The sequence below is a fragment of the Halomonas sp. LBP4 genome, from assembly GCF_003202205.1.
Classification (GTDB): Bacteria; Pseudomonadota; Gammaproteobacteria; order Pseudomonadales; family Halomonadaceae; genus Halomonas; species Halomonas flagellata.
This window is the reverse complement of record NZ_PDOG01000001.1, coordinates 677,771-695,885: the sequence shown is the minus strand read 5'-3', so window position 1 is coordinate 695,885 and position 18,115 is coordinate 677,771. Positions and strand designations below refer to the sequence as shown.

The 18,115-nt window shown below is 66.7% G+C and carries 19 protein-coding genes; 16 read left to right on the top strand and 3 right to left on the bottom strand.

Going from position 1 to position 18,115, the window contains the following annotated elements; genetic code table 11:
- The first annotated feature begins 83 nt into the window (after positions 1 to 83).
- Complete coding sequence (locus CR157_RS03280) at positions 84 to 1,151, top strand: NAD(P)H-dependent glycerol-3-phosphate dehydrogenase (protein WP_110282096.1); 1,068 nt, start codon at positions 84 to 86, stop codon at positions 1,149 to 1,151.
- Entirely contained in the window at positions 1,144 to 1,620 is a 477-nt protein-coding gene (sixA, locus tag CR157_RS03275) for a phosphohistidine phosphatase SixA (RefSeq protein WP_110282095.1), read from the top strand. The genes CR157_RS03280 and sixA overlap by 8 nt, the downstream gene beginning before the upstream one ends.
- On the opposite strand, the gene CR157_RS03270 is transcribed toward sixA, so the two are convergent.
- Entirely contained in the window at positions 1,617 to 2,564 is a 948-nt protein-coding gene (locus CR157_RS03270; RefSeq protein ID WP_110282094.1) for an AEC family transporter, read from the bottom strand. The two genes, sixA and CR157_RS03270, sit on opposite strands and share 4 nt — an antisense overlap.
- A 225-nt stretch (positions 2,565 to 2,789) precedes the next feature.
- Between CR157_RS03270 and kdgD the strand changes: the two genes are divergently transcribed.
- From kdgD to CR157_RS03225, 10 genes are all read left to right on the top strand, one after another.
- Positions 2,790 to 3,707 (top strand): 5-dehydro-4-deoxyglucarate dehydratase, encoded by a 918-nt coding sequence (gene kdgD, locus CR157_RS03265; RefSeq protein WP_110282093.1) that lies wholly within the window; start codon positions 2,790 to 2,792, stop codon positions 3,705 to 3,707.
- 40 nt (positions 3,708 to 3,747) lie between these two features.
- Positions 3,748 to 5,016, top strand: a complete 1,269-nt coding sequence (locus CR157_RS03260) for a glucarate dehydratase family protein (RefSeq protein ID WP_110282092.1) — start codon at positions 3,748 to 3,750, stop codon at positions 5,014 to 5,016.
- Between the two features lie 54 nt (positions 5,017 to 5,070).
- Positions 5,071 to 6,153, top strand: coding sequence for a TRAP transporter substrate-binding protein (locus CR157_RS03255; protein WP_110282091.1), 1,083 nt, complete (start codon positions 5,071 to 5,073; stop codon positions 6,151 to 6,153).
- 65 nt (positions 6,154 to 6,218) lie between these two features.
- A complete protein-coding gene (locus CR157_RS03250; protein WP_110282090.1) occupies positions 6,219 to 6,731 on the top strand; it encodes a TRAP transporter small permease subunit in 513 nt (170 codons plus the stop codon).
- On the top strand, positions 6,731 to 8,047 hold the full coding sequence (locus CR157_RS03245; protein ID WP_110282089.1) for a TRAP transporter large permease: 1,317 nt from the start codon (positions 6,731 to 6,733) through the stop codon (positions 8,045 to 8,047). Before CR157_RS03250 ends, CR157_RS03245 begins: the two co-directional genes overlap by 1 nt.
- Positions 8,048 to 8,062: 15 nt before the next feature.
- Positions 8,063 to 8,215 carry a hypothetical protein gene (locus CR157_RS22470; protein WP_181421943.1) on the top strand — a complete coding sequence of 51 codons (153 nt, stop codon included), beginning with the start codon at positions 8,063 to 8,065 and terminating at the stop codon, positions 8,213 to 8,215.
- Positions 8,216 to 8,406: 191 nt separating this feature from the next.
- The gene (locus CR157_RS03240) at positions 8,407 to 8,649 is read left to right on the top strand and encodes a hypothetical protein (RefSeq protein ID WP_258364052.1); all 243 of its coding nucleotides are present in this window, start codon (positions 8,407 to 8,409) and stop codon (positions 8,647 to 8,649) included.
- A 53-nt stretch (positions 8,650 to 8,702) separates the two neighbouring features.
- Complete coding sequence (locus tag CR157_RS03235) at positions 8,703 to 10,028, top strand: enolase C-terminal domain-like protein (RefSeq protein WP_110282088.1); 1,326 nt, start codon at positions 8,703 to 8,705, stop codon at positions 10,026 to 10,028.
- Between the two features lie 84 nt (positions 10,029 to 10,112).
- A complete protein-coding gene (locus CR157_RS03230; RefSeq protein ID WP_373681007.1) occupies positions 10,113 to 10,838 on the top strand; it encodes a FadR/GntR family transcriptional regulator in 726 nt (241 codons plus the stop codon).
- A gap of 24 nt (positions 10,839 to 10,862) precedes the next feature.
- Positions 10,863 to 12,431: an aldehyde dehydrogenase (NADP(+)) gene (locus CR157_RS03225; protein ID WP_110282086.1), complete on the top strand. Its 1,569-nt coding sequence runs from the start codon at positions 10,863 to 10,865 to the stop codon at positions 12,429 to 12,431.
- 79 nt (positions 12,432 to 12,510) lie between these two features.
- On the opposite strand, the gene CR157_RS03220 is transcribed toward CR157_RS03225, so the two are convergent.
- Positions 12,511 to 13,458 (bottom strand): AEC family transporter, encoded by a 948-nt coding sequence (locus CR157_RS03220; protein ID WP_181421994.1) that lies wholly within the window; start codon positions 13,456 to 13,458, stop codon positions 12,511 to 12,513.
- Positions 13,459 to 13,668: 210 nt separating this feature from the next.
- On the opposite strand from CR157_RS03220, the gene CR157_RS03215 reads away from it, so the two are divergent.
- Genes CR157_RS03215 through CR157_RS03205 form a run of 3 tightly spaced genes read left to right on the top strand, consistent with a single transcriptional unit; the run spans position 13,669 to position 16,446 of the window.
- Positions 13,669 to 14,475 carry an alpha/beta fold hydrolase gene (locus CR157_RS03215; RefSeq protein WP_110282085.1) on the top strand — a complete coding sequence of 269 codons (807 nt, stop codon included), beginning with the start codon at positions 13,669 to 13,671 and terminating at the stop codon, positions 14,473 to 14,475.
- A gap of 2 nt (positions 14,476 to 14,477) precedes the next feature.
- Positions 14,478 to 15,341 carry an alpha/beta fold hydrolase gene (locus CR157_RS03210; RefSeq protein WP_110282084.1) on the top strand — a complete coding sequence of 288 codons (864 nt, stop codon included), beginning with the start codon at positions 14,478 to 14,480 and terminating at the stop codon, positions 15,339 to 15,341.
- Positions 15,342 to 15,366: 25 nt separating this feature from the next.
- Positions 15,367 to 16,446 carry a patatin-like phospholipase family protein gene (locus tag CR157_RS03205; protein ID WP_110282083.1) on the top strand — a complete coding sequence of 360 codons (1,080 nt, stop codon included), beginning with the start codon at positions 15,367 to 15,369 and terminating at the stop codon, positions 16,444 to 16,446.
- Here the strand turns inward: CR157_RS03205 and CR157_RS03200 are convergent.
- The gene (locus CR157_RS03200) at positions 16,443 to 17,018 is read right to left on the bottom strand and encodes a Smr/MutS family protein (RefSeq protein WP_110282082.1); all 576 of its coding nucleotides are present in this window, start codon (positions 17,016 to 17,018) and stop codon (positions 16,443 to 16,445) included. The two genes, CR157_RS03205 and CR157_RS03200, sit on opposite strands and share 4 nt — an antisense overlap.
- Before the next feature lie 121 nt (positions 17,019 to 17,139).
- Here CR157_RS03200 and prmB point away from each other — a divergent pair, with 121 nt between their 5' ends.
- Positions 17,140 to 18,093 carry a 50S ribosomal protein L3 N(5)-glutamine methyltransferase gene (prmB, locus tag CR157_RS03195; protein ID WP_258364051.1) on the top strand — a complete coding sequence of 318 codons (954 nt, stop codon included), beginning with the start codon at positions 17,140 to 17,142 and terminating at the stop codon, positions 18,091 to 18,093.
- Positions 18,094 to 18,115: the final 22 nt, after the last annotated feature.

The following is an 18,115-nucleotide window of genomic DNA, read 5'->3' as shown; positions in this document are numbered from 1 at the left end:
GGTTCCCGCTTCACCACGGCACGCCCCTCGATGGGGCGTTTTTCGTTACACTTCAACCTCAACCTCAACCTCCAGGGGCGACCATGTCAGACGAACCCATGCGAGTGGCGGTGCTCGGCGGCGGCAGTTTCGGCACCGCCCTGGCCAGCATCGCCGCCGATAACGGGGCCAGGGTGCGGCAGTGGCTGCGCGACCCCGACCTGGCGGCACAGATCAACCGCGAGCACCGCAACGGCCGCTACCTCCCCGACTACGCCATCAACCCGGCCGTGGTCGCCTCCACGGTGATGGCGGAAGTACTCGAGGGGGCCGACCTGGTGCTGGTGGCGATTCCCTCCAAGGCCTTCCGCGATGTGGTGCGCCAGGCACGGCCCTGGCTCCATGCCGGCCAGATCCTGGTCAGTACCACCAAGGGGATCCAGGAAGAGGGCTTCAAGCTGATGAGCCGGATCCTCGAGGAGGAGACCGGCTTTCCGCATATCGGCGTGATCTCGGGGCCCAACCTGGCCACGGAGATTGCCCAGAAGCAGCTCACCGCCACGGTGATCGCCAGCGACGACCCCGAGACCCGCACCCGGGTGCAGACCGCCCTGGGCTGCGACTACTTCCGGGTCTATGCCAGCAACGACCGCTATGGCGTCGAGCTGGGCGGGGCGCTCAAGAACATCTACGCCATCGCCGCCGGCATGGCGGCGGCGCTGGGCATGGGCGAGAACACCCGCAGCATGCTGATGACCCGGGCGCTGGCCGAGATGAGCCGTTTCGCCGTGGACCAGGGCGCCAACCCCATGACCTTCCTCGGGCTCGCCGGGGTCGGCGACCTGATCGTCACCTGCTCCTCGAGCCTGTCGCGCAACTACCGGGTGGGCCAGGCCCTGGGCGAGGGCAGCACCCTGGACGAGGCCGTCGAGGCGCTGGGCCAGGTGGCGGAAGGGGTCAACACCGTGCGCCTGGTCCGCGACAAGGCCCGCGAGGACGGTGTCTACATGCCGCTCGCCGAGGGCCTCTACCAGGTGCTGTTCGAGGGCGTGCCGGCCCAGGAGATGGCACGGATGCTGATGCTCGGCGAGCAGAGCAGCGACGTGGAGTTCATCCTCTCCCGGGAGGACGTGCGCCAGGCCCATCGCGACGACGGAGGCCCCCATGGCTGAGCGACTGCTGATCATGCGCCACGGCGAGGCGAGCCCGGGCAGCCCCGACATCTATCGCCCCCTGACCGAACGGGGCCTGGACGAGACCCGACGGGTGGGGGCCTGGCTGGCGGGCCGTGACGACCTGGCCGGCCTGCGCCTGCTGGCCAGCCCCTACCGGCGGGCGCGGCAGACCGCGGATGCCATCGCCGAGGCCCTCGGCCACGAGGTCGAGTCGCTGTCGATCCTCACCCCCGACGATCCGCCCCAGGCGGTGGTCGACTGGCTGCTCGAGCAGGCAGGGCAGGGCCCGCTAATGCTGGTGAGCCATATGCCGTTGGTCGGCGCCCTGGCGGGCCTGCTGGTGGAAGGGCGGGACGATCGCGGCCCGGGCTTCCCCACCGCCGCCGTGGCGGAGCTCACGGCCGAGGTGTGGGCGGCGGGCTGTGCACGGCTGGTGCGCTTTACCGCGCCGGCGGACCTCGCCTAGATCACCCCGGCGGCCTTCAGGCTGAAGGCCCCCAGGGTGATGGTCACGCTGGCCATCAGGGTGGTCAGGGCGATGATGTTGGCGGTGAGCACGGCGTTGCCGCCCATCGCCTTGGCCATCACGAAGGCCGCGGCGGCGGTGGGGCTGGCGAAGAACAGGAACATCACCCCCAGCTCGCGCCCCTCGAAGCCGGCGAGCCGGGCGGCCCCGGTGGCCAGGGCCGGCAGCACCACCATCTTCATCAGGCCGGTCTCCACCGTGATCCAGCCCGAGCGACGGAGGGCCCGTAGGGAGAGGGTGGCGCCCACGCACAGCAGCGCCAGGGGCAGGGTCATGGAGGCGAAGTAGTCGCCGGAGGTCGCCAGCCAGCCCGGCAGCTTCAGGTCCAGTGCTGCCACCGGCAGGGCGGTGAATACCGCCAGGATCAGTGGATTGCGCAGGATATGCCCCAGGATGCTGCGCCAGTCGGCGTGCCTGCCGGGCCGGTAATGCGCCAGGGCGATCACCGAGAAGGCGTTGTAGGTCAGGATCACCACCCCCAGCAGCAGCCCACCCGTCGACAGGCCCGCCTCGCCGTACATGCCGGCCGCCAGGGCCAGACCGACGATCCCGCAGTTGCCGCGAAAGGCGCCCTGGATACAGGCGCCGCGATCGGCGATGTCCGTCCGGTGGTGGGCCCACCACCAGCTCAGCAGGAAGCCGCCCAGGGTGGCGGCGGCGAAGAAGCCCAGCATTCGCGGGTTCAGGGTGGTGTCGAGGTCGGCGGCGATGATGCTGAGGAAGATCATCACCGGCATGGAGCCGCGGAAGACCAGGCGCGAGGCCGTGGTCACGAAGTCGTGTCCGAGCATGCCGAACCGCCTGAGCAGGTAGCCCACGAAGACCATGACGAAGACGGGCAGGGTGATGTCGAGGCTGTCGAGCAGCAGGTCGCCGAGGTCCATCCAGGGGCTCCGTGGTGGGGTCGCGATGGCCGCCTATGGTACCGCCGACAGCTGGCGACGTCTCAGTCCGAGCCTCTCTCCAACTTTAGTCGCAATTTGGCCAATCGAGCTTGCCGAGGCTGGAAGTGACGATTAGTTTGTATGATGTATGACAACGAGGCGTTGTCAGTCACCCGTAGAGGCGGTCGGGGAGTCCCTGGCCCCGATAAGCAAGAGGACGGTTGCGTGAAGTTTTCCAGACAAGCAGTGGTGCAAGCCATCGGTGACGGCCTGCTGTCGTTTCCCATCACCGACTTCGACCAGGAGGGCCGTTTCGACGCCGAGAGCTATCGCCGGCGGCTGGAGTGGTTCATCAGCCACGACATCTCCGCGGTCTTCGTGGCCGGCGGCACTGGCGAGTTCTTCAGCCTGTCGCTCGACGAGTTCCGCGAGATCGTGCGCGTCGCCGTGGAGACGGTGGACGGCAAGCTGCCGGTGATCGCCAGCGCCGGGTTGAGCGTCGAGAGCGGCAAGGCCTTCGCCGAGGCGGCCGAGGAGGCCGGCGCCGACGGTATCCTGCTGATGCCGCCCTACCTGACCGAGTGCCCGCAGGACGGCCTGGTCGACTACGCCCGGCAGATCTGCGACGCGACCCGGCTCAACGTCATCTACTACAACCGCGGCAACGGCATCCTCGAGGCCGAGTCCGTTCAGGCGCTGGCCGAGGCCTGCCCCAATCTGGTCGGCCTCAAGGACGGCAAGGGCGACATCCAGGCGCTGAACAAGATCGTCAAGACCGTGGGCGATCGCCTGGTCTACGTGGGTGGCGTGCCCACCGCCGAGATCTTCGCCGAGGCCTATCTGTCCATCGGCGTCAACACCTACTCCTCGGCGGTGTTCAACTTCGTGCCCGACATGGCCGTGACCTTCTACAAGGAACTGCGCAAGGGCAATAGTGAAGCCGTCAAGCAGATCACCAACGACTTCTTCATTCCCTTCGTGGACCTCAGGGATCGCAAGAAGGGCTATGCCGTCAGCCTGATCAAGGCCGGTGCCGAGCTTATCGGCCGTCCGGCGGGCAGTGTGCGCGTGCCCCTGACCATGCCGACTTCCGAGGAGCGCCAGCAGCTCGCGTCACTGATCAAGTTCGCTGACGGCCTGTAACGCAGCGTTTGCCATTTCTCGTCGAACCTGGAGTAAGGTTATGTCCCGTATCGTATCCGTCGTCGTCACCCCGATCGCCTTCCGCGATCCACCTCTGCTCAACGTGAGCGGTATTCACGAACCCTGGGCGCTTCGTTCGATCATCGAGGTGGTCACCGAGGACGGACGCTACGGCCTCTCCGAGTCCTATGGCGACGAGCAGACCCTATCGCAGCTGCAGAAGGTGGCATTCCGACTGGAAGGCGTCGATGTCTTCCACCTCAATGAGCTGAAGGCCATCATCGAACAGTGCGCCGATAGTGAGCCACAACAGGGCGGCATCGAACTGGCGCCAGGAACCAATCAGGCAACCACGCTGCCACGCATCTTCGCCGCCTTCGAAGTCGCTTTCCTGGATCTGATGGGCAAGATCACCGGGCGTAGCGTCTGTGACCTGTTGGGTGGCAAGGTGCGCGATGCCGTCCCCTACAGCGCCTACCTGTTCTACAAGTACGGGCGGCACCAGTTTAGCCAGGACGGCTGGGTCGATGCCTGGGGAGAGGTACTGACCCCCGAAGACGTCGTGCGCTCGGCCAGACAGATGATCGATCGGTACGGCTTCCAGTCGATCAAGCTCAAGGGCGGCGTGTTCGAGCCCGAGCGGGAACTGGCGGCGATCCGCGCCCTGCGCGAGGCCTTCCCCGAGCACCCGCTGCGCATTGATCCCAATGGAGGCTGGACGCCCGAGACCACCAAGCGCCTGATGCCGCAGATAGAAGGCTTGCTGCAGTACCTCGAGGATCCCGCCCCCGGCAAGGACGGCATGGCCGAGGTCCATCGGTCGGCCACCATGCCATTGGCCACCAACATGTGCGTGATCGGCTTCTTCGACTTCCCCGAGGCGATTACCAAGCAGTCCGTGGATGTGATCCTCTCCGATCACCACTATTGGGGCGGGTTGCAGGCGACCCGGGATCTGGCCCGAATCTGTGAGACCTGGGGGCTGGGACTGTCCATGCACTCCAACTCCCACCTCGGCATCAGCCTGATGGCCATGACCCATGCCGCCGCGGCGATCGGCAATCTCTCCTATGCCTGCGATACCCATTATCCCTGGCAGGAGGAAGAGGTCATCGTGGGCGGAAAGATCGCCTTCGAGGATGGCAGCGTGCGCGTCCCCGATGTGCCTGGGCTGGGCGTCGAGCTGGATCGCGACGCTCTTAAGCAACTGGCACATAACTATCAGGAGTGTGGCATTCGTTCGCGTCACGATGTGAAGGAAATGCAGAAGTACGACTCTACTTGGACAGGGAAGGTACCTCGCTTCTGACGCCTCGTGGAGGCATTTCGTTGTTTAACCGACAATAGCTACAAGGATACCGACATGAAAATTCGCACCTTAGCTCATTCCATCACCCTGGCGACGGCTACTCTGGCTGTCGCTGGTACCGTTCAGGCCGCAGAGGATCTGAAGGTCCAAACCTCCTTCAACTCCGGCGATTTCGCCTATCAGTATCTCCAGGAAAATTGGGCACCTAAGCTCGAGGAGATGACCGGCGGCGATGTCACCATCAACCTGATGCCCATCGGAAGCGTGGTTCCATACAAGGAGACCATCGAAGCCGTAGCCATGGGTCTGCTGGATGGTGATATGACCGCTCCAGCCTATTTTACCGGTAAGGACCCGGCTTTTGCTCTAATGGGTGACCTGATTGCCGGCTACGATAAACCCTCACAGTTCCTCGATTTCTGTCAGAACGGTGGTGGGGAAGAGGCACTACAGAATGCTATCGATGCCCAAGTAGATGGCAAAGTCCAGGTAGTCGGCTGCGGTCCCTACAAGCGAGAGGCTTTGGTTGCAGCGGTACCCATTCGTAGCGTCGAGGACCTCCAGGGAGTGAAGATCCGTTCGCCGGAAGGCCTGGCGGCAGCCGTCTTCGAGCGGGCTGGGGCGACGCCGGTCAATATTCCCTTCTCCGAGGTCTACACCTCGCTGCAGCAGGGTGTGGTCGATGCCGCCGATGCCTCGGCCTACGTCAACAACGACGCCTCGGGCCTGCATGACATCGCCAAGTACCCAATCTATCCTGGGATCCACAGCATGTCGTCGCAGCAGTTTACGCTCAACCAGCAAACTTGGGAGTCGCTGAGCGAGGAGGACCAGCAGGCCCTGAACCAGTGGTTCTACGACGCTTTCAGCGACCTGGCAAGTGCGGTGCAGGAGCAAGATGAGAAACTGGTGGCCCGTGACAAGCAAGAGGATGACATGACGGTCATCGACTGGCCGCAGGAAGAGCGTGACCAGTTCCGCGAGATCGCCAAAGGTGCCTGGGAAGAGTTTGGCGAGAGGAGCGAATTGGCTCAGCAGGCCCTGCAGGCTCACCTTGAGTATATGCGTGAAGCTGGCCTGCTCGAAGATGGTGCCGGGACGGACACTGCCACGACTGAACAGGATCAGCAGAACTGATTCGTCACCTTCCGGACCACGGCAGAGGGCATTGTCGTGGTCCTTTTTTCTCACTGGAGTCTGCTATGCGACTACTCAGCCGACTGGCGGCAGGCATGGACCGTATCAGTGCCTTCATCGGCTATGCCTGCGCCGTGCTGTTCTTTGCCTGCATCGTGTTGTCTGCCTTCGAGGTGGTCATGCGCTACGCCTTCGATGCGCCGACTCAATGGACCTTCGAGACGGTCATGGCGCTGTGCGCCACCGGCTGGGTGCTGACCAGCGGTTATGTGACCCAGCGCAAGCGGCATATCGCCATCACCATGATGGAACTGGTCGTGCCCGCTCATGTGTGGAAGAAGATGGAACTGGTCTCGCTGGGGGTGGCGATCTTCGCCTTGGCCGCGCTGATCTGGGCCACCTGGGAGCCGGCGATGATGGCGCTGCATGGTGGCGAGCGTAGCGGTAGCTCTTTCAACCCGCTGTTGCCAGCTTATCTCAAGCCGATCCTGGTGGTGGGGGCATTCCTGTACCTCCTGCAGCTGCTCGCCAACGTGGTTCACTGGTTCGAGGACCAGGCCAAGGGAGAGACCGAATAATGGGTATCGAAGTCGTCACCTTGTTGATCGTCCTGGCGCTGCTGGCGCTGATGGCCTTCGGCATTCCGCTGGGGGTCACCACGCTAGCGGTGTCGGTGGTCACTGCACTGCTATTCTACGGCCCGGATGGCCTTTTCCTGGTCTCGTCCAATGTCTACCATGTGCTTGAGAAGTACGAGCTGGTCGCGGTGCCGTTCTTCGTGTTCATGGCCAACGTGCTGGAACGCTCGGGTATCGCCCACTCGCTGTTTGACAGCATGTCGATTCTTGGCGGCCGGGCGCGTGGCTCGGTAGCCGTGCAGACCTGTGTGGTGGCGGTAATCCTCGCCGCGATGAGTGGCATCATGGGCGGCGAGATCGTCATGCTGGGCCTGATCGCCCTGCCGCAGATGCTGCGTCTGGGCTACGATCGCAACCTGTCGATCGGCATCATCTGCGCCGCCGGCGCGCTGGCTACTCTGATTCCGCCCTCGGTGGTGATGATCGTATACGGTCTTGCTGCTCAAGTTTCGATAACGAAGCTGTTTGCCGCTGGTGTCGTGCCGGGCATGATTCTGGCCGCCATCTACATCACCTATATCTTGATTCGCTGCCGTCTCAATCCGGCGCTGGCGCCGATCAATGACATTCCCGAGACCGCGCTTCCGCTGTACAAGCGCCTCAAGTATCTCAAGGGCGCGATCCTGCCGTTCATCCTGATCGGCTGTGTGTTGGGGGCCATCTACACCGGCATCACCACGGTAACCGAGGCCGCCGCCATGGGAGCAGTGGGCGCGATGATTATCGCCGCGATCCTCAAGCAATTCTCCTACCGCATGATACGCGACGCCATGCGCCAGACGGCGCTGACCGTGGGTTCAATCATCTGGCTAGTGCTTGGGGCGGTCAGCCTGGTGGGTATCTATAACCTCATTGGCGGTGTCAGTTTTCTGACGGGCTTCTTGGAAGGGCTCGACATGCCGCCGCTGGCCGTTATTGCTATCATGATGTTGATCGTCATGGTACTGGGGACCTTCCTCGAGTGGATCGCGATTATCTTCATCACCGTGCCGATCTTCGCCCCGGTGGTGGTGGGCTTGGGCTATGACCCGGTGTGGTTTGGCGTGCTGTTCGCCATGAACATCCAGATCTACTACCTCTCGCCGCCGTTCGGCCCGGCCTGCTTCTTCCTCAAGAGCGTGGCGCCTGAGGGAGTCGAGCTGCAGCACATCTTCCGCGCGGTGCTACCTTTCATCGGCCTACAGGTGATCGGCATGGCGCTGGTGCTATTCTTCCCGCAGCTAGCGCTGTGGCTGCCCAACCTGATGTTCGGCTAGGAGGTATTATCGACCATGAAGATGCGCAATGACGAGCTGACTCGCCAGGACGACGAGCTGACCATCAGCGACTCACCGGAAGAGGTCAACCAGTTTCGCTTCGGCTTCTGGCCGGAGATCGCCGGCCTGGTGGCCACCGGTATCATCATCTGGATCATGCTGCTGTAATCCGATGGATCTACACATGATAGGTAATTGTCCCGCCTGCCGTCGCAGCGTCGTCATGCGGCCGGGCGACGCTGCCAGGCCGAGCGCGCGTTGATTCCCGCCGGGTGCAGCAGCGCCTGGTTCATGATCTGTGCCGCCTACAGGGCCAGCGTGACCGGTGGGTCGTCCTGGACATCAAAAGGAGTGTTGGCATGTTGAACCGAATCCTGGTGACGGGGGCCGCCGGCGGCCTGGGGCAGGCCCTTCGCCCTCATCTGACGAGGCTGGCACGCTGGGTGCGGCTGTCGGACGTGGCCGATCTCGGTGAGGCCGCCGATCATGAAGAGCGGGTTCACGGCGACCTGGCCGATGCCGAGGCCGTCAGTGCCCTGGCGGCCAACCGGCTCGGCATCCACAACGATCTGGTGCTGTTCAAGCCGGCACCCGTGACCTGAGCCCAACAGGAAGGCATCCCGCCTGGGCCGATAATTCAAGAGGCAAGAGACTGATGTTTCCGAAGATCAAGAGCATGCGCGTCGTTCCCGTGGCCGGCTATGATGGCTTCCTGTTGAACCTCAGCGGCGGGCACGCGCCCTGGTTCATCCGCTGCGTCGTCATCCTGGAAGATGACGCCGGCAACCAGGGGGTCGGGGAGATCCCCTCCAGCGCCGGTATCCTCAAGGGGCTGGAGCAGTGTCGCGAGCTGGTGGAAGGCTCGCAGATCAACGATATCAAGCAAACGCTGAATCAAGTCCGTCTGTTGCTGGCACAGAACGGCCGTGAGGAGCGGGGCCGCCAGACCTTCGACCTGCGCGTGGCGGTGCACGTAATCACCGGCCTCGAGTCGGCCCTTTACGACCTCTATGGCCAGGCGCTGGGCATGCCGGTGGCCGACCTGCTGGGCCAGTACGGCCGCCAGCGCGACGAGGTCGAGGCCCTGGGCTACCTGTTCCTGCTCGGCGACCCGGCCAAGACCGATCTGCCCTATCCCAAGGCCGAGAATCCTCAGGATGCCTGGGACGAGGTGCGCTGCCGCGAGGCGTTGACCCCGGAGGCGGTGGCCAACCTGGCCAAGGCGGCCTATGAGCGCTACGGCTTCAAGGACTTCAAGCTCAAGGGCGGCGTTCTGCGCGGCGAGGAGGAGGCCGCCTGCATCCGGGCATTGTACGAAGCCTTCCCCGAAGCGCGCCTGACCCTCGACCCCAACGGCGCCTGGAAGCTCGACGAGGCGGTGCGGGTGCTGACGCCGATCCGCGACCTGCTGAGCTATGCCGAGGATCCCTGCGGCCAGGAGGAGAGCTATTCGGGCCGCGAGACCATGGCCGAGTTCAAGAAGCGCACCGGCCTGCCCACCGCGACCAACATGATCGCCACCGACTTCAAGCAGCTGCAGTACGCCGTGCAGCTCAACTCAGTGGATATCCCGCTGGCGGACTGCCACTTCTGGACCATGCAGGGCGCCGTGGCGGTGGGCGAGCTGTGCAACGAGTGGGGCATGACCTGGGGCTCCCACAGCAACAACCACTTCGATATCTCGCTGGCCATGATGACCCATGTGGCCGCGGCCTGCCCCGGCGAGATCACCGCCATCGACACCCACTGGATCTGGCAGGACGGCCAGCGCATCACCAAGAACCCGTTCCCGATCCGCGATGGCAAGCTCAAGGTGCCCTCGACGCCGGGCCTGGGCGTCGAGCTGGACGAGGAGAAGCTGATGGAGGCCCATCGCCTCTACCAGAGCCTCGACGTGACCCAGCGCAACGACGCCATGGCCATGCAGTACCTGATCCCCGGCTGGGAATTCGATCCCAAGCGGCCGGCGCTGGTGCGTTGAGGGCGACCCGGCTGCTAGACTAAAAGTCATACTTTTGGTCGAGGGCGTTTTTTCATGGCAGAGGGTAGGGAAATGCCAGCAGGAATCGCGCGGTTGGATTTGCATAAGGTGGCGAAACAGGGAAGTCTCTCCGTCCACGTCGCCGATCAACTCGAGACGTTGATCCTTCAGGGAAAGGTCAAGGTGGGTGAGAAGCTTCCCACCGAAAGTCAGCTGTGTGATTCCTTCGGCGTCAGCCGCACCGTGATCCGCGAGGCGATCACTCACCTCAAGTCGCTGGGGCTGGTGGAGACGCGCCGCGGAGTGGGTACCACCGTGCTGCGCTCGACGGTCGTCGAGGCGCGGCCGGCGGAGCGCATCAACCCGACCACGGTGGAGGATATCCTGCATGTCCTCGAGCTGCGCCTGGCCCTGGAGCCGGCGGCGGCGGAACTGGCCGCCCTGCGGCACGACGACGAGGACCGGCGCCTCATCGAGGCTACGCATGCCGCCTTCATCAAGGCCCAGGCGGAGCAGTCCCTGGCCAGGGTGGAGGACTTCGAGTTCCACCATGCCATCGCCCGTGCCACCCATAACCCCTTCTTCGAGCAGTTCTACGAGCAGCTCAGCCCCAGCGGCATTCCGCGGGCCAAGCTGCTCAGCATCGATATCAACCCGGCCGCCTCCGAGCGCTATCTGTTGCGGGTCCAGGAGGAGCACGCCTATATCCTCGAGGCGATCCTTTCCCGCGACGGCGAGGCGGCCAAGGAGACCATGTTCCAGCACCTCAACCGGGCTCGGAACATGTACGCGCAGTATCAGGAAAACTGAACCCCGCAAACCAAGGGAGACAGCATGACTCCACAAGGCACTTCCCAGATCGGCCAAAGCGCCGTCACCGGCGACCAGGCCGTCATCCGCGCCATCGACCCGGCCAGCGGTGAGGCCCTGGCCCCGGACTACCCGGGCCTGGACCGCGACGCGGTCGCCCGGGCCTGTGAGCTCGCCGAGACCGCCTACGCCACGTACCGCGAGAGCTCGCTGGCGGACCGCGCGGCCTTCCTCGAGGCCATCGCCGCCGAGATCGAGGCCCTGGGCGATGACCTGATCACCCGTGCCATGGCCGAGACCGGCCTGCCCCGGACACGCCTGGAGGGCGAGCGCGGCCGCACCTGCGGCCAGCTGCGCCTGTTCGCCGACGTGGTGCGCGCCGGCGAGTGGCTCGACGTGCGCCTCGACCCGGCACTGCCCGAGCGTCAACCGATGCCGCGGGTCGACCTGCGCCAGCGCCACGTCGCCCTGGGACCCGTCGCCGTGTTCGGCGCCTCCAACTTCCCGCTGGCGTTCAGCGTGGCCGGCGGCGATACCGCATCAAGCCTGGCCGCCGGCTGCCCGGTGGTGGTCAAGGCCCACTCCGCCCACCCCGGCACCTCCGAGCTGGTGGGCCGCGCCGTGCAGGCCGCGGTGGCCAAGTGCGGCCTGCCCGAGGGCGTCTTTTCGGTGCTGTTCGGCGCCGGCCGCGAGGTGGGTCAGGCGCTGGTCGCCAACCCGCGCATCCAGGCGGTGGGCTTCACCGGCTCGCGGTCGGGCGGCCTGGCGCTACAGCAGACGGCCCAGGCTCGCCCCCAGCCGATCCCGGTCTACGCCGAGATGAGCTCCATCAACCCGGTGTTCCTGCTGCCCGAGGCGCTCAAGGCGCGCGGCCGCGAGATCGCCGAGGGCTTCGTCGCCTCGCTCAACATGGGCGCCGGGCAGTTCTGCACCAACCCGGGGCTGGTGATCGGGGTCAAGGGCGAGGCGCTGGACGCCTTCGTCGCAGCCGCCGGCGAGGCGGTCAAGGGCAGCGCCGCCCAGACCATGCTCACCCCGGGCATCCACGCCGCCTATGCCGACGGCGTGGGTCAGCTCGCCGGCGAGGCCCGCGAGATCGCCCGCGGCCCGGCCGGCGAGGGGCCGCACCAGTGCCAGACCGCACTGTTCGCCGCTCGCGGCGCCGACTTCCTGCAAAGCGAGGCGCTGCAGGCCGAGGTGTTCGGTGCGGCCTCGCTGGTCATCGAGTGCGACGACCTCGACCAGGTCAAGGCTGTGGCCGAGCATCTGGAGGGCCAGCTCACCGCCACCCTGCAGCTGGACGACGGCGACGTCGAGGCCGCCCGCACCCTGCTGCCGGTGCTCGAGCGCAAGGCCGGCCGGGTGCTGGCCAACGGCTGGCCCACCGGCGTCGAGGTGTGCCACGCCATGGTCCACGGCGGGCCCTTCCCGGCCACCTCGGACAGCCGTACCACCTCGGTGGGCAGCGCCGCCATCCAGCGCTTCCTGCGCCCGGTGTGCTACCAGAACCTGCCCGCGGGTCTGCTGCCCGAGGCACTCCGGGACGACAACCCGCTGGGCGTGTCCCGGCTGGTGGACGGCAAGCGCGAGTGATCCCCGACGCGAGTGAGTGATGGGAGTTTTTGGCGGCCTGCGGGCCGCCTTTTTTGTGGCCCCGATCAGCGCGTGCGCCTCAGATGGCGCCAAGGGCCTTGAGGGCGAATACGCCGAGGCTGATGGTCAGCATGGAACCGAAGGTGGTCAGCATGATGATGCTGGCCGTCATCCGCTCGTTAGCGCCGTAGGCCTTGGCCATGACGAAGGCCACGGCGGCGGTGGGACTGGCCAGGAAGAGGAACAGGATGCCCAGCTCGGCGTCGCGATAGCCGAGCTGGAAGGCGCCGACCGTGCCGGCCAGCGGCAGCCAGACGAGCTTCCACAGCCCCGCATACAGGGCCTGGCGGCCGTCGTGCCGGATGGCCGTGCCGCCGAGGGTGCCGCCGATGCAGATCAGCGCCAGCGGCAGCGAGAGGGAGCCAAGGTACTCGCCCGAGGTCACCAGCCAGGCGGGCAGGGGCAGGGCGAGAAAGGCCACCGGGAGGGCGACCATGACGCTGAGGATCAGCGGGTTGCGCAATAGCCCCAGCAGCAGGGAGCGCAGGTCGGAGTCGGCGCTCGGGCTGTAGAGGGCGAGGACGATCGAGGACAACACATTGTAGACGACGATGACCGATCCCGCCATGATGCCGCCCAGTGACAGTCCGTGGTCGCCGTACATGCTGGCAGCCAGCGCCAGGCCGACGATGCCGACATTGCCGCGGAAGGTGCCCTGGACGAAGACGCCGATCTCCTCCCGGGGGTAGCGGAGTCTCGCCCAGCCCCAGGCGGCAAAGAAGCCGAGCACGGAGACGGCCAGGAAGTAGCCGATCAGGCCGGGCTGCAGGGCGTAGGCCAGGTCGGCCCTGACGATGCTCAGGAACAGCAGCACCGGCATGGTGACCTTGAAGACCAGGCTGGAGGCGGTGGCGATGAAGGCGGCGTCGATCCAGCCCAGACGCTTGAGGACGAGGCCGACGAACACCATGGCGAAGACCGGCAGGGTGACTTCCAGGGTACCGAGAAAGACCTCGAACAGCCCCATCAGCGGGCCAGCCACAGGCCGACCACGACGGCGGCGATCACGGTGGCGAAGAACAGGCGGTTACGAAGGCGGGTGTCGCGGGGCTTGGGCACGATCTCTCCTGGCACGACCGGATCGGAATGGGGTAAAACGGATGTTTGCTTCTTGCGTTACCCTACCGGTTCGATGGTAAACCCGTTAGTCTGCTACCGCTAGTCAGGACACGTCACCATGCCCATGCACTCTCCCCATCGCGATCCCCTGGTCTTCGCCCATGCCAACGGCTTTCCGGGCATCAGCTATCGCAGCTTCCTGGCGCCGCTGGCCGAGCGCTTCGACCTGCACCCGCTGGATCGTCTCGGGCATCACCCGGATTTTCCGGTCGGCCATAACTGGCTGGCGCTGCGCGACGAACTGCTCGAGCACCTGGCCACCCTCGAGGGGCCAGTGATCGGGGTGGGACACTCCATGGGCGGCGTGCTGATGGCGATGGCCGCCGAGGCCGCTCCCCAGCGCTTTCGCTGCGTGGTGATGCTCGACCCACCGCTGATGCTCGGCCTCGACGCCTGGGCCATGAAGGCGGCCAAGTGCTTCGGTTTCGTCGACCGGGTCACCCCGGCCGGCAAGACGCGGGGACGTCGCACGGTGTGGCCCAACCGCGAGGCGATGGGCCAGTACCTGCGCCGCCGCGGGCTGTTCCGGCGCTTCACCGAGCGGGCCCTGCGCGACTATATCGAGGGGGGGACCCGGCTGCTGGACGATGGCCGGGCGGCACTGGTCTATGACCCGGAGGTCGAGGTGGAGATCTTCCGCCATCTGCCCGACCACCTGGGCAGTCTGCCGCGCCGCCTGACGGTGCCGGTGGGGCTGCTGGCCGGCGCCGATTCCGACCTGCTCACGCCACGCCGACGCCGGCGTCTGGCTCGCCACGGCGTGCCGGTGTCCCTGGTACCGGGGACCCACATGTTTCCCATGGAGTATCCCGACGAGACCCGTCAGGCCCTGCTGGCGACCCTGCACACCCTGCTGGACGACTGACCATGTCCGATTCCCGATCCCTGCGCCTCGCCGGGGGGCGACTCGCCGCCCTGAGCTGGGGCGATGACGGCGCCCCCACCTGGCTGGCGCTGCACGGCTGGCTCGACAATGCAGCGAGTTTCTCCCGGCTGGCGCCACGCCTGGTCGAGCGGCTCGGTATCCGCATCCTGGCCATCGACTTTTGTGGGCACGGCCTCTCGCATCACCTGCCGGGAGAGGGGGACTACGCCCTCTGGGACTACTGCCATGACCTGCTCGATGCCTGTGACGACCTGGGGCTCGAGCAGGCGACCCTGCTGGCCCACTCCATGGGCGCCGGGGTGGCCTGCCTGACCGCGGCGACCCTGCCCGAGCGCATCGGACGCCTGGTGCTGCTCGACGGGCTCGGCGCGGTGACCACCGAGGCCGCCGAGGCGCCGCGGCAGCTGCGCAAGGGACTGCTGGGACATCGCCGCCCCGTCTCACCGGCGCCGCGCTATCCTGATATCAAGACGGCGGTGGCGGCCCGGGTGGCCGGCGGTGCCACCCCCATCGACGCCGAGACGGCCGAACCGCTGGTGGCGCGCAACCTGGAGTCACTGGCGGATGGCCACTGGCGGTTGCGCACCGATGGTCGGCTGTTGCGTCCCTCGCCGGTGAGGCTCAGTCCCGCCCAGGCGCTCGCCATGCTGTCCGCCATCGAGTGTCCGGTGCTGCTGGTGGAGGGCGAGGCTGGCATCCTCGGCAGTCGCGAGCTGGCGTCCCGGGCGCGAGCCGCGGTGCCACGGCTCGAGCGTCGGGTAGTGCCGGGCGGCCATCACCTGCACCTCGAGCCGGTGGCCGTGGCAGGCGTGGCCCGGGCCATCGTCGACTGGTGCAGGACTTGAGGGGGTCGACGGGGAGGACAGTCCGATGAATGGGCGGCGTGTGGACCAGGGGAACGAGGGCAAGCGGGTGGCGCTGGTGCTGGGCAGCGGCGGCGCCCGTGGCTACGCCCATATCGGCGTCATCGAGGTGCTCGAGGCCCGCGGCTACGAGATCGTGGCGATCTCCGGCTGCTCCATGGGGGCCCTGGTGGGGGGCATCTACGCGGCGGGGGGGCTGCCGGCCTACCGCGACTGGGTCTGCCGGCTCGATTACTTCGACGTGCTCCGGCTGGTCGACGTCACCTGGAGCCCCATGGGCGCCATGCGCGCCAGCAAGGTCATGAGCAAGCTCGAGTCGCTGATCGGCGCCACCCGCATCGAGGATCTGCCGGTCCCGCTGACCACCGTAGCCACCGATCTGGTACGCCAGCGCGAGGTCTGGTTCCAGAGCGGGCCGCTGCTGGAGGCGATTCGCGCCTCCATCGCCGTGCCTGGGGTGATCACGCCGGTGCATCGTGGCGACCAGGTGCTGGTGGACGGCGGCCTGCTCAATCCACTGCCGATCATTCCCCTCGTCTCGGCTCATGCCGACCTGGTGCTGGCGGTGAACACCACCGCCCATAGCCCGCGCCCGGTGACGCTGGACGAGTTGCTGGCCGACGATGAACCGGACGAGGGGAAGGACGAGCCGCGCGACGACGCCCGCCGCGATGTCGTGGGGCAGCAGTTCAGCGGCTGGATGGACGACGTGCGCGACGCCACCCGCCGGCTGCTCGACGGGTTGAGCCCCGCCAGTGCGGCCGAGGAGGAGGACGACCAGGCCGTCGGTCGCCGCGCCTGGGGCCGGCTGGACATGATCCTGGCCTCGTTCGACATCACCCAGGCGGCACTGGCCAAGTACAAGGTAGCCGGCTATCCCCCGGATGTGCTGATCGAGGTGCCCAAGACGGTGTGCGGCGCCTACGAGTTCCACCGTGCCGAGGCGCTGATTCGCCTGGGCCAGCGGCTGGCCATGGAGGCGCTCGACAACTACGAGGGCCGCAAGCACCGGGCCTTGGGCAGCACCCAGGCACTGGTGGTGGAGTCGCCGAAGTTGCCCGACGAGGGGGAGACGGGCGGGCCTTAGCCGTCCCGGCCGCGCCGTCGCAGCAGCACGTAGACCGCCCCGGTGCCGCCGTCGGTCGCGGTGGCCGAGCAGAAGGCCAGCACCCCGGGCCACTCCCTGAGCCAGGCATTCACGTGGCTCTTGATCACCGGGAAGTCGCTGGTGGTGCCCCAGGCCTTGCCGTGTACCACCAGCACGCAGCGCCGGCCCTCGGCGGCGGCGTCGCGCAGGAAGGCTTCCAGTTCGCGGCGGGCCTCCTCCAGGGTGTAACCATGCAGATCGAGGCCGACCTCCCAGGCGATCCTGCCCCGCTTGAGCTGGCTGCGGGTCCGCCAGGGCAGGTCGGGCAGTGCGAAGTCGAGCGCCTCCGAGGGGCGCACCGGTTCCACCCGGCCGTCGGAGGTTCGCCCCGTGCCTTGGTCGTCGCGCGCGGCGGTGGCCGCCGCGCGGCGCTCGGCGGCGGAAGGGTCGGGACGGCGGTGACGACCCGGGTCGGCGCGATTGGTCTCGATCGGCCGCACGCCGGCCTCGCGCAGGGCCTGGCGGAAGGCCTCGATGTCGTCGTCGTCCGGGTGGTGGCGGTGTCGACTCATGGGGCACTCGGATGGGATCAGGGAGCGCCAGTATAGCGAGTCGAGCGTGGCTGTGAACCGCTCGGCCGGGTACAATCGGACCCTCTCTTGCCGTCCGCAACCGTCAACCACAGGATGCCACGTGGCCGTTTCCAACGACGTCTCCACCTCCACGCTCCAGCTCTCCGACAGCGAGCTTTGCGATGGCTTCGTCACCCTGCGTGACTGCCTGCGCTGGGCCGCCAGCGAGTTCCACCTGGCCGGGCTCTTCTACGGCCATGGCACCGATTCCGCCTGGGACGAGGCGGTGGCCCTGACCCTGGGCGCCCTGCACCTGCCCTGGAACGTCGATCCCGCGGTGCTCGATGCTCGGCTGCTGCCGATGGAGCGTTCGCGCATCGTGTCGCTGGTGCGTGCCCGCGTCGAGACGCGTCGCCCGCTGCCCTACTTGCTGGGCGAGGCCTTCTTCGCCGGCTTTCCCTTCTGCGTGGACGAGCGGGTGCTGATACCGCGCTCGCCCATCGCTGAACTGATCGAGCACGGCTTCGCCGCCTGGTTTCCCGACGAGCCGCCGGCGCGGGTTCTCGACCTCTGCACCGGCTCGGGCTGCATCGGTGTCGCCACGGCGCTGCACCTGCCCGGCTGCGAGGTGGACCTGGCCGACATCAGTGCGGAGGCGTTGGAGGTGGCGCGGATCAACATCACCCGCCACGACGTCGGCGAACGGGTGAGGGCGGTCGAGTCGGACCTCTTCGACGGGCTCGCCGGCCGACGCTATGACCTGATCGTCTCCAACCCGCCCTACGTGGACGCCCGGGACCTGGTCACCATGCCCGCCGAGTTCCGCCACGAGCCGGCCCTGGCGCTGGGGGCGGGCCGCGACGGACTGGATATCGTGCGGCGCATCCTGTGCCAGGCCCGGGAGCACCTCACCGACGACGGTGTGTTGATCGTCGAGGTCGGCAATTCCGACCGCCACCTGGAGGCCGCCTTCCCCGAGGTACCCTTCCTGTGGCTGGAATTCGAGCGTGGCGGCCAGGGCGTCTTCGCCCTGACCGCCGCGGAACTCGACGCCCATGCGGCGTCCTTCGTCTGATCACCCGCTACCGATCTCCCGA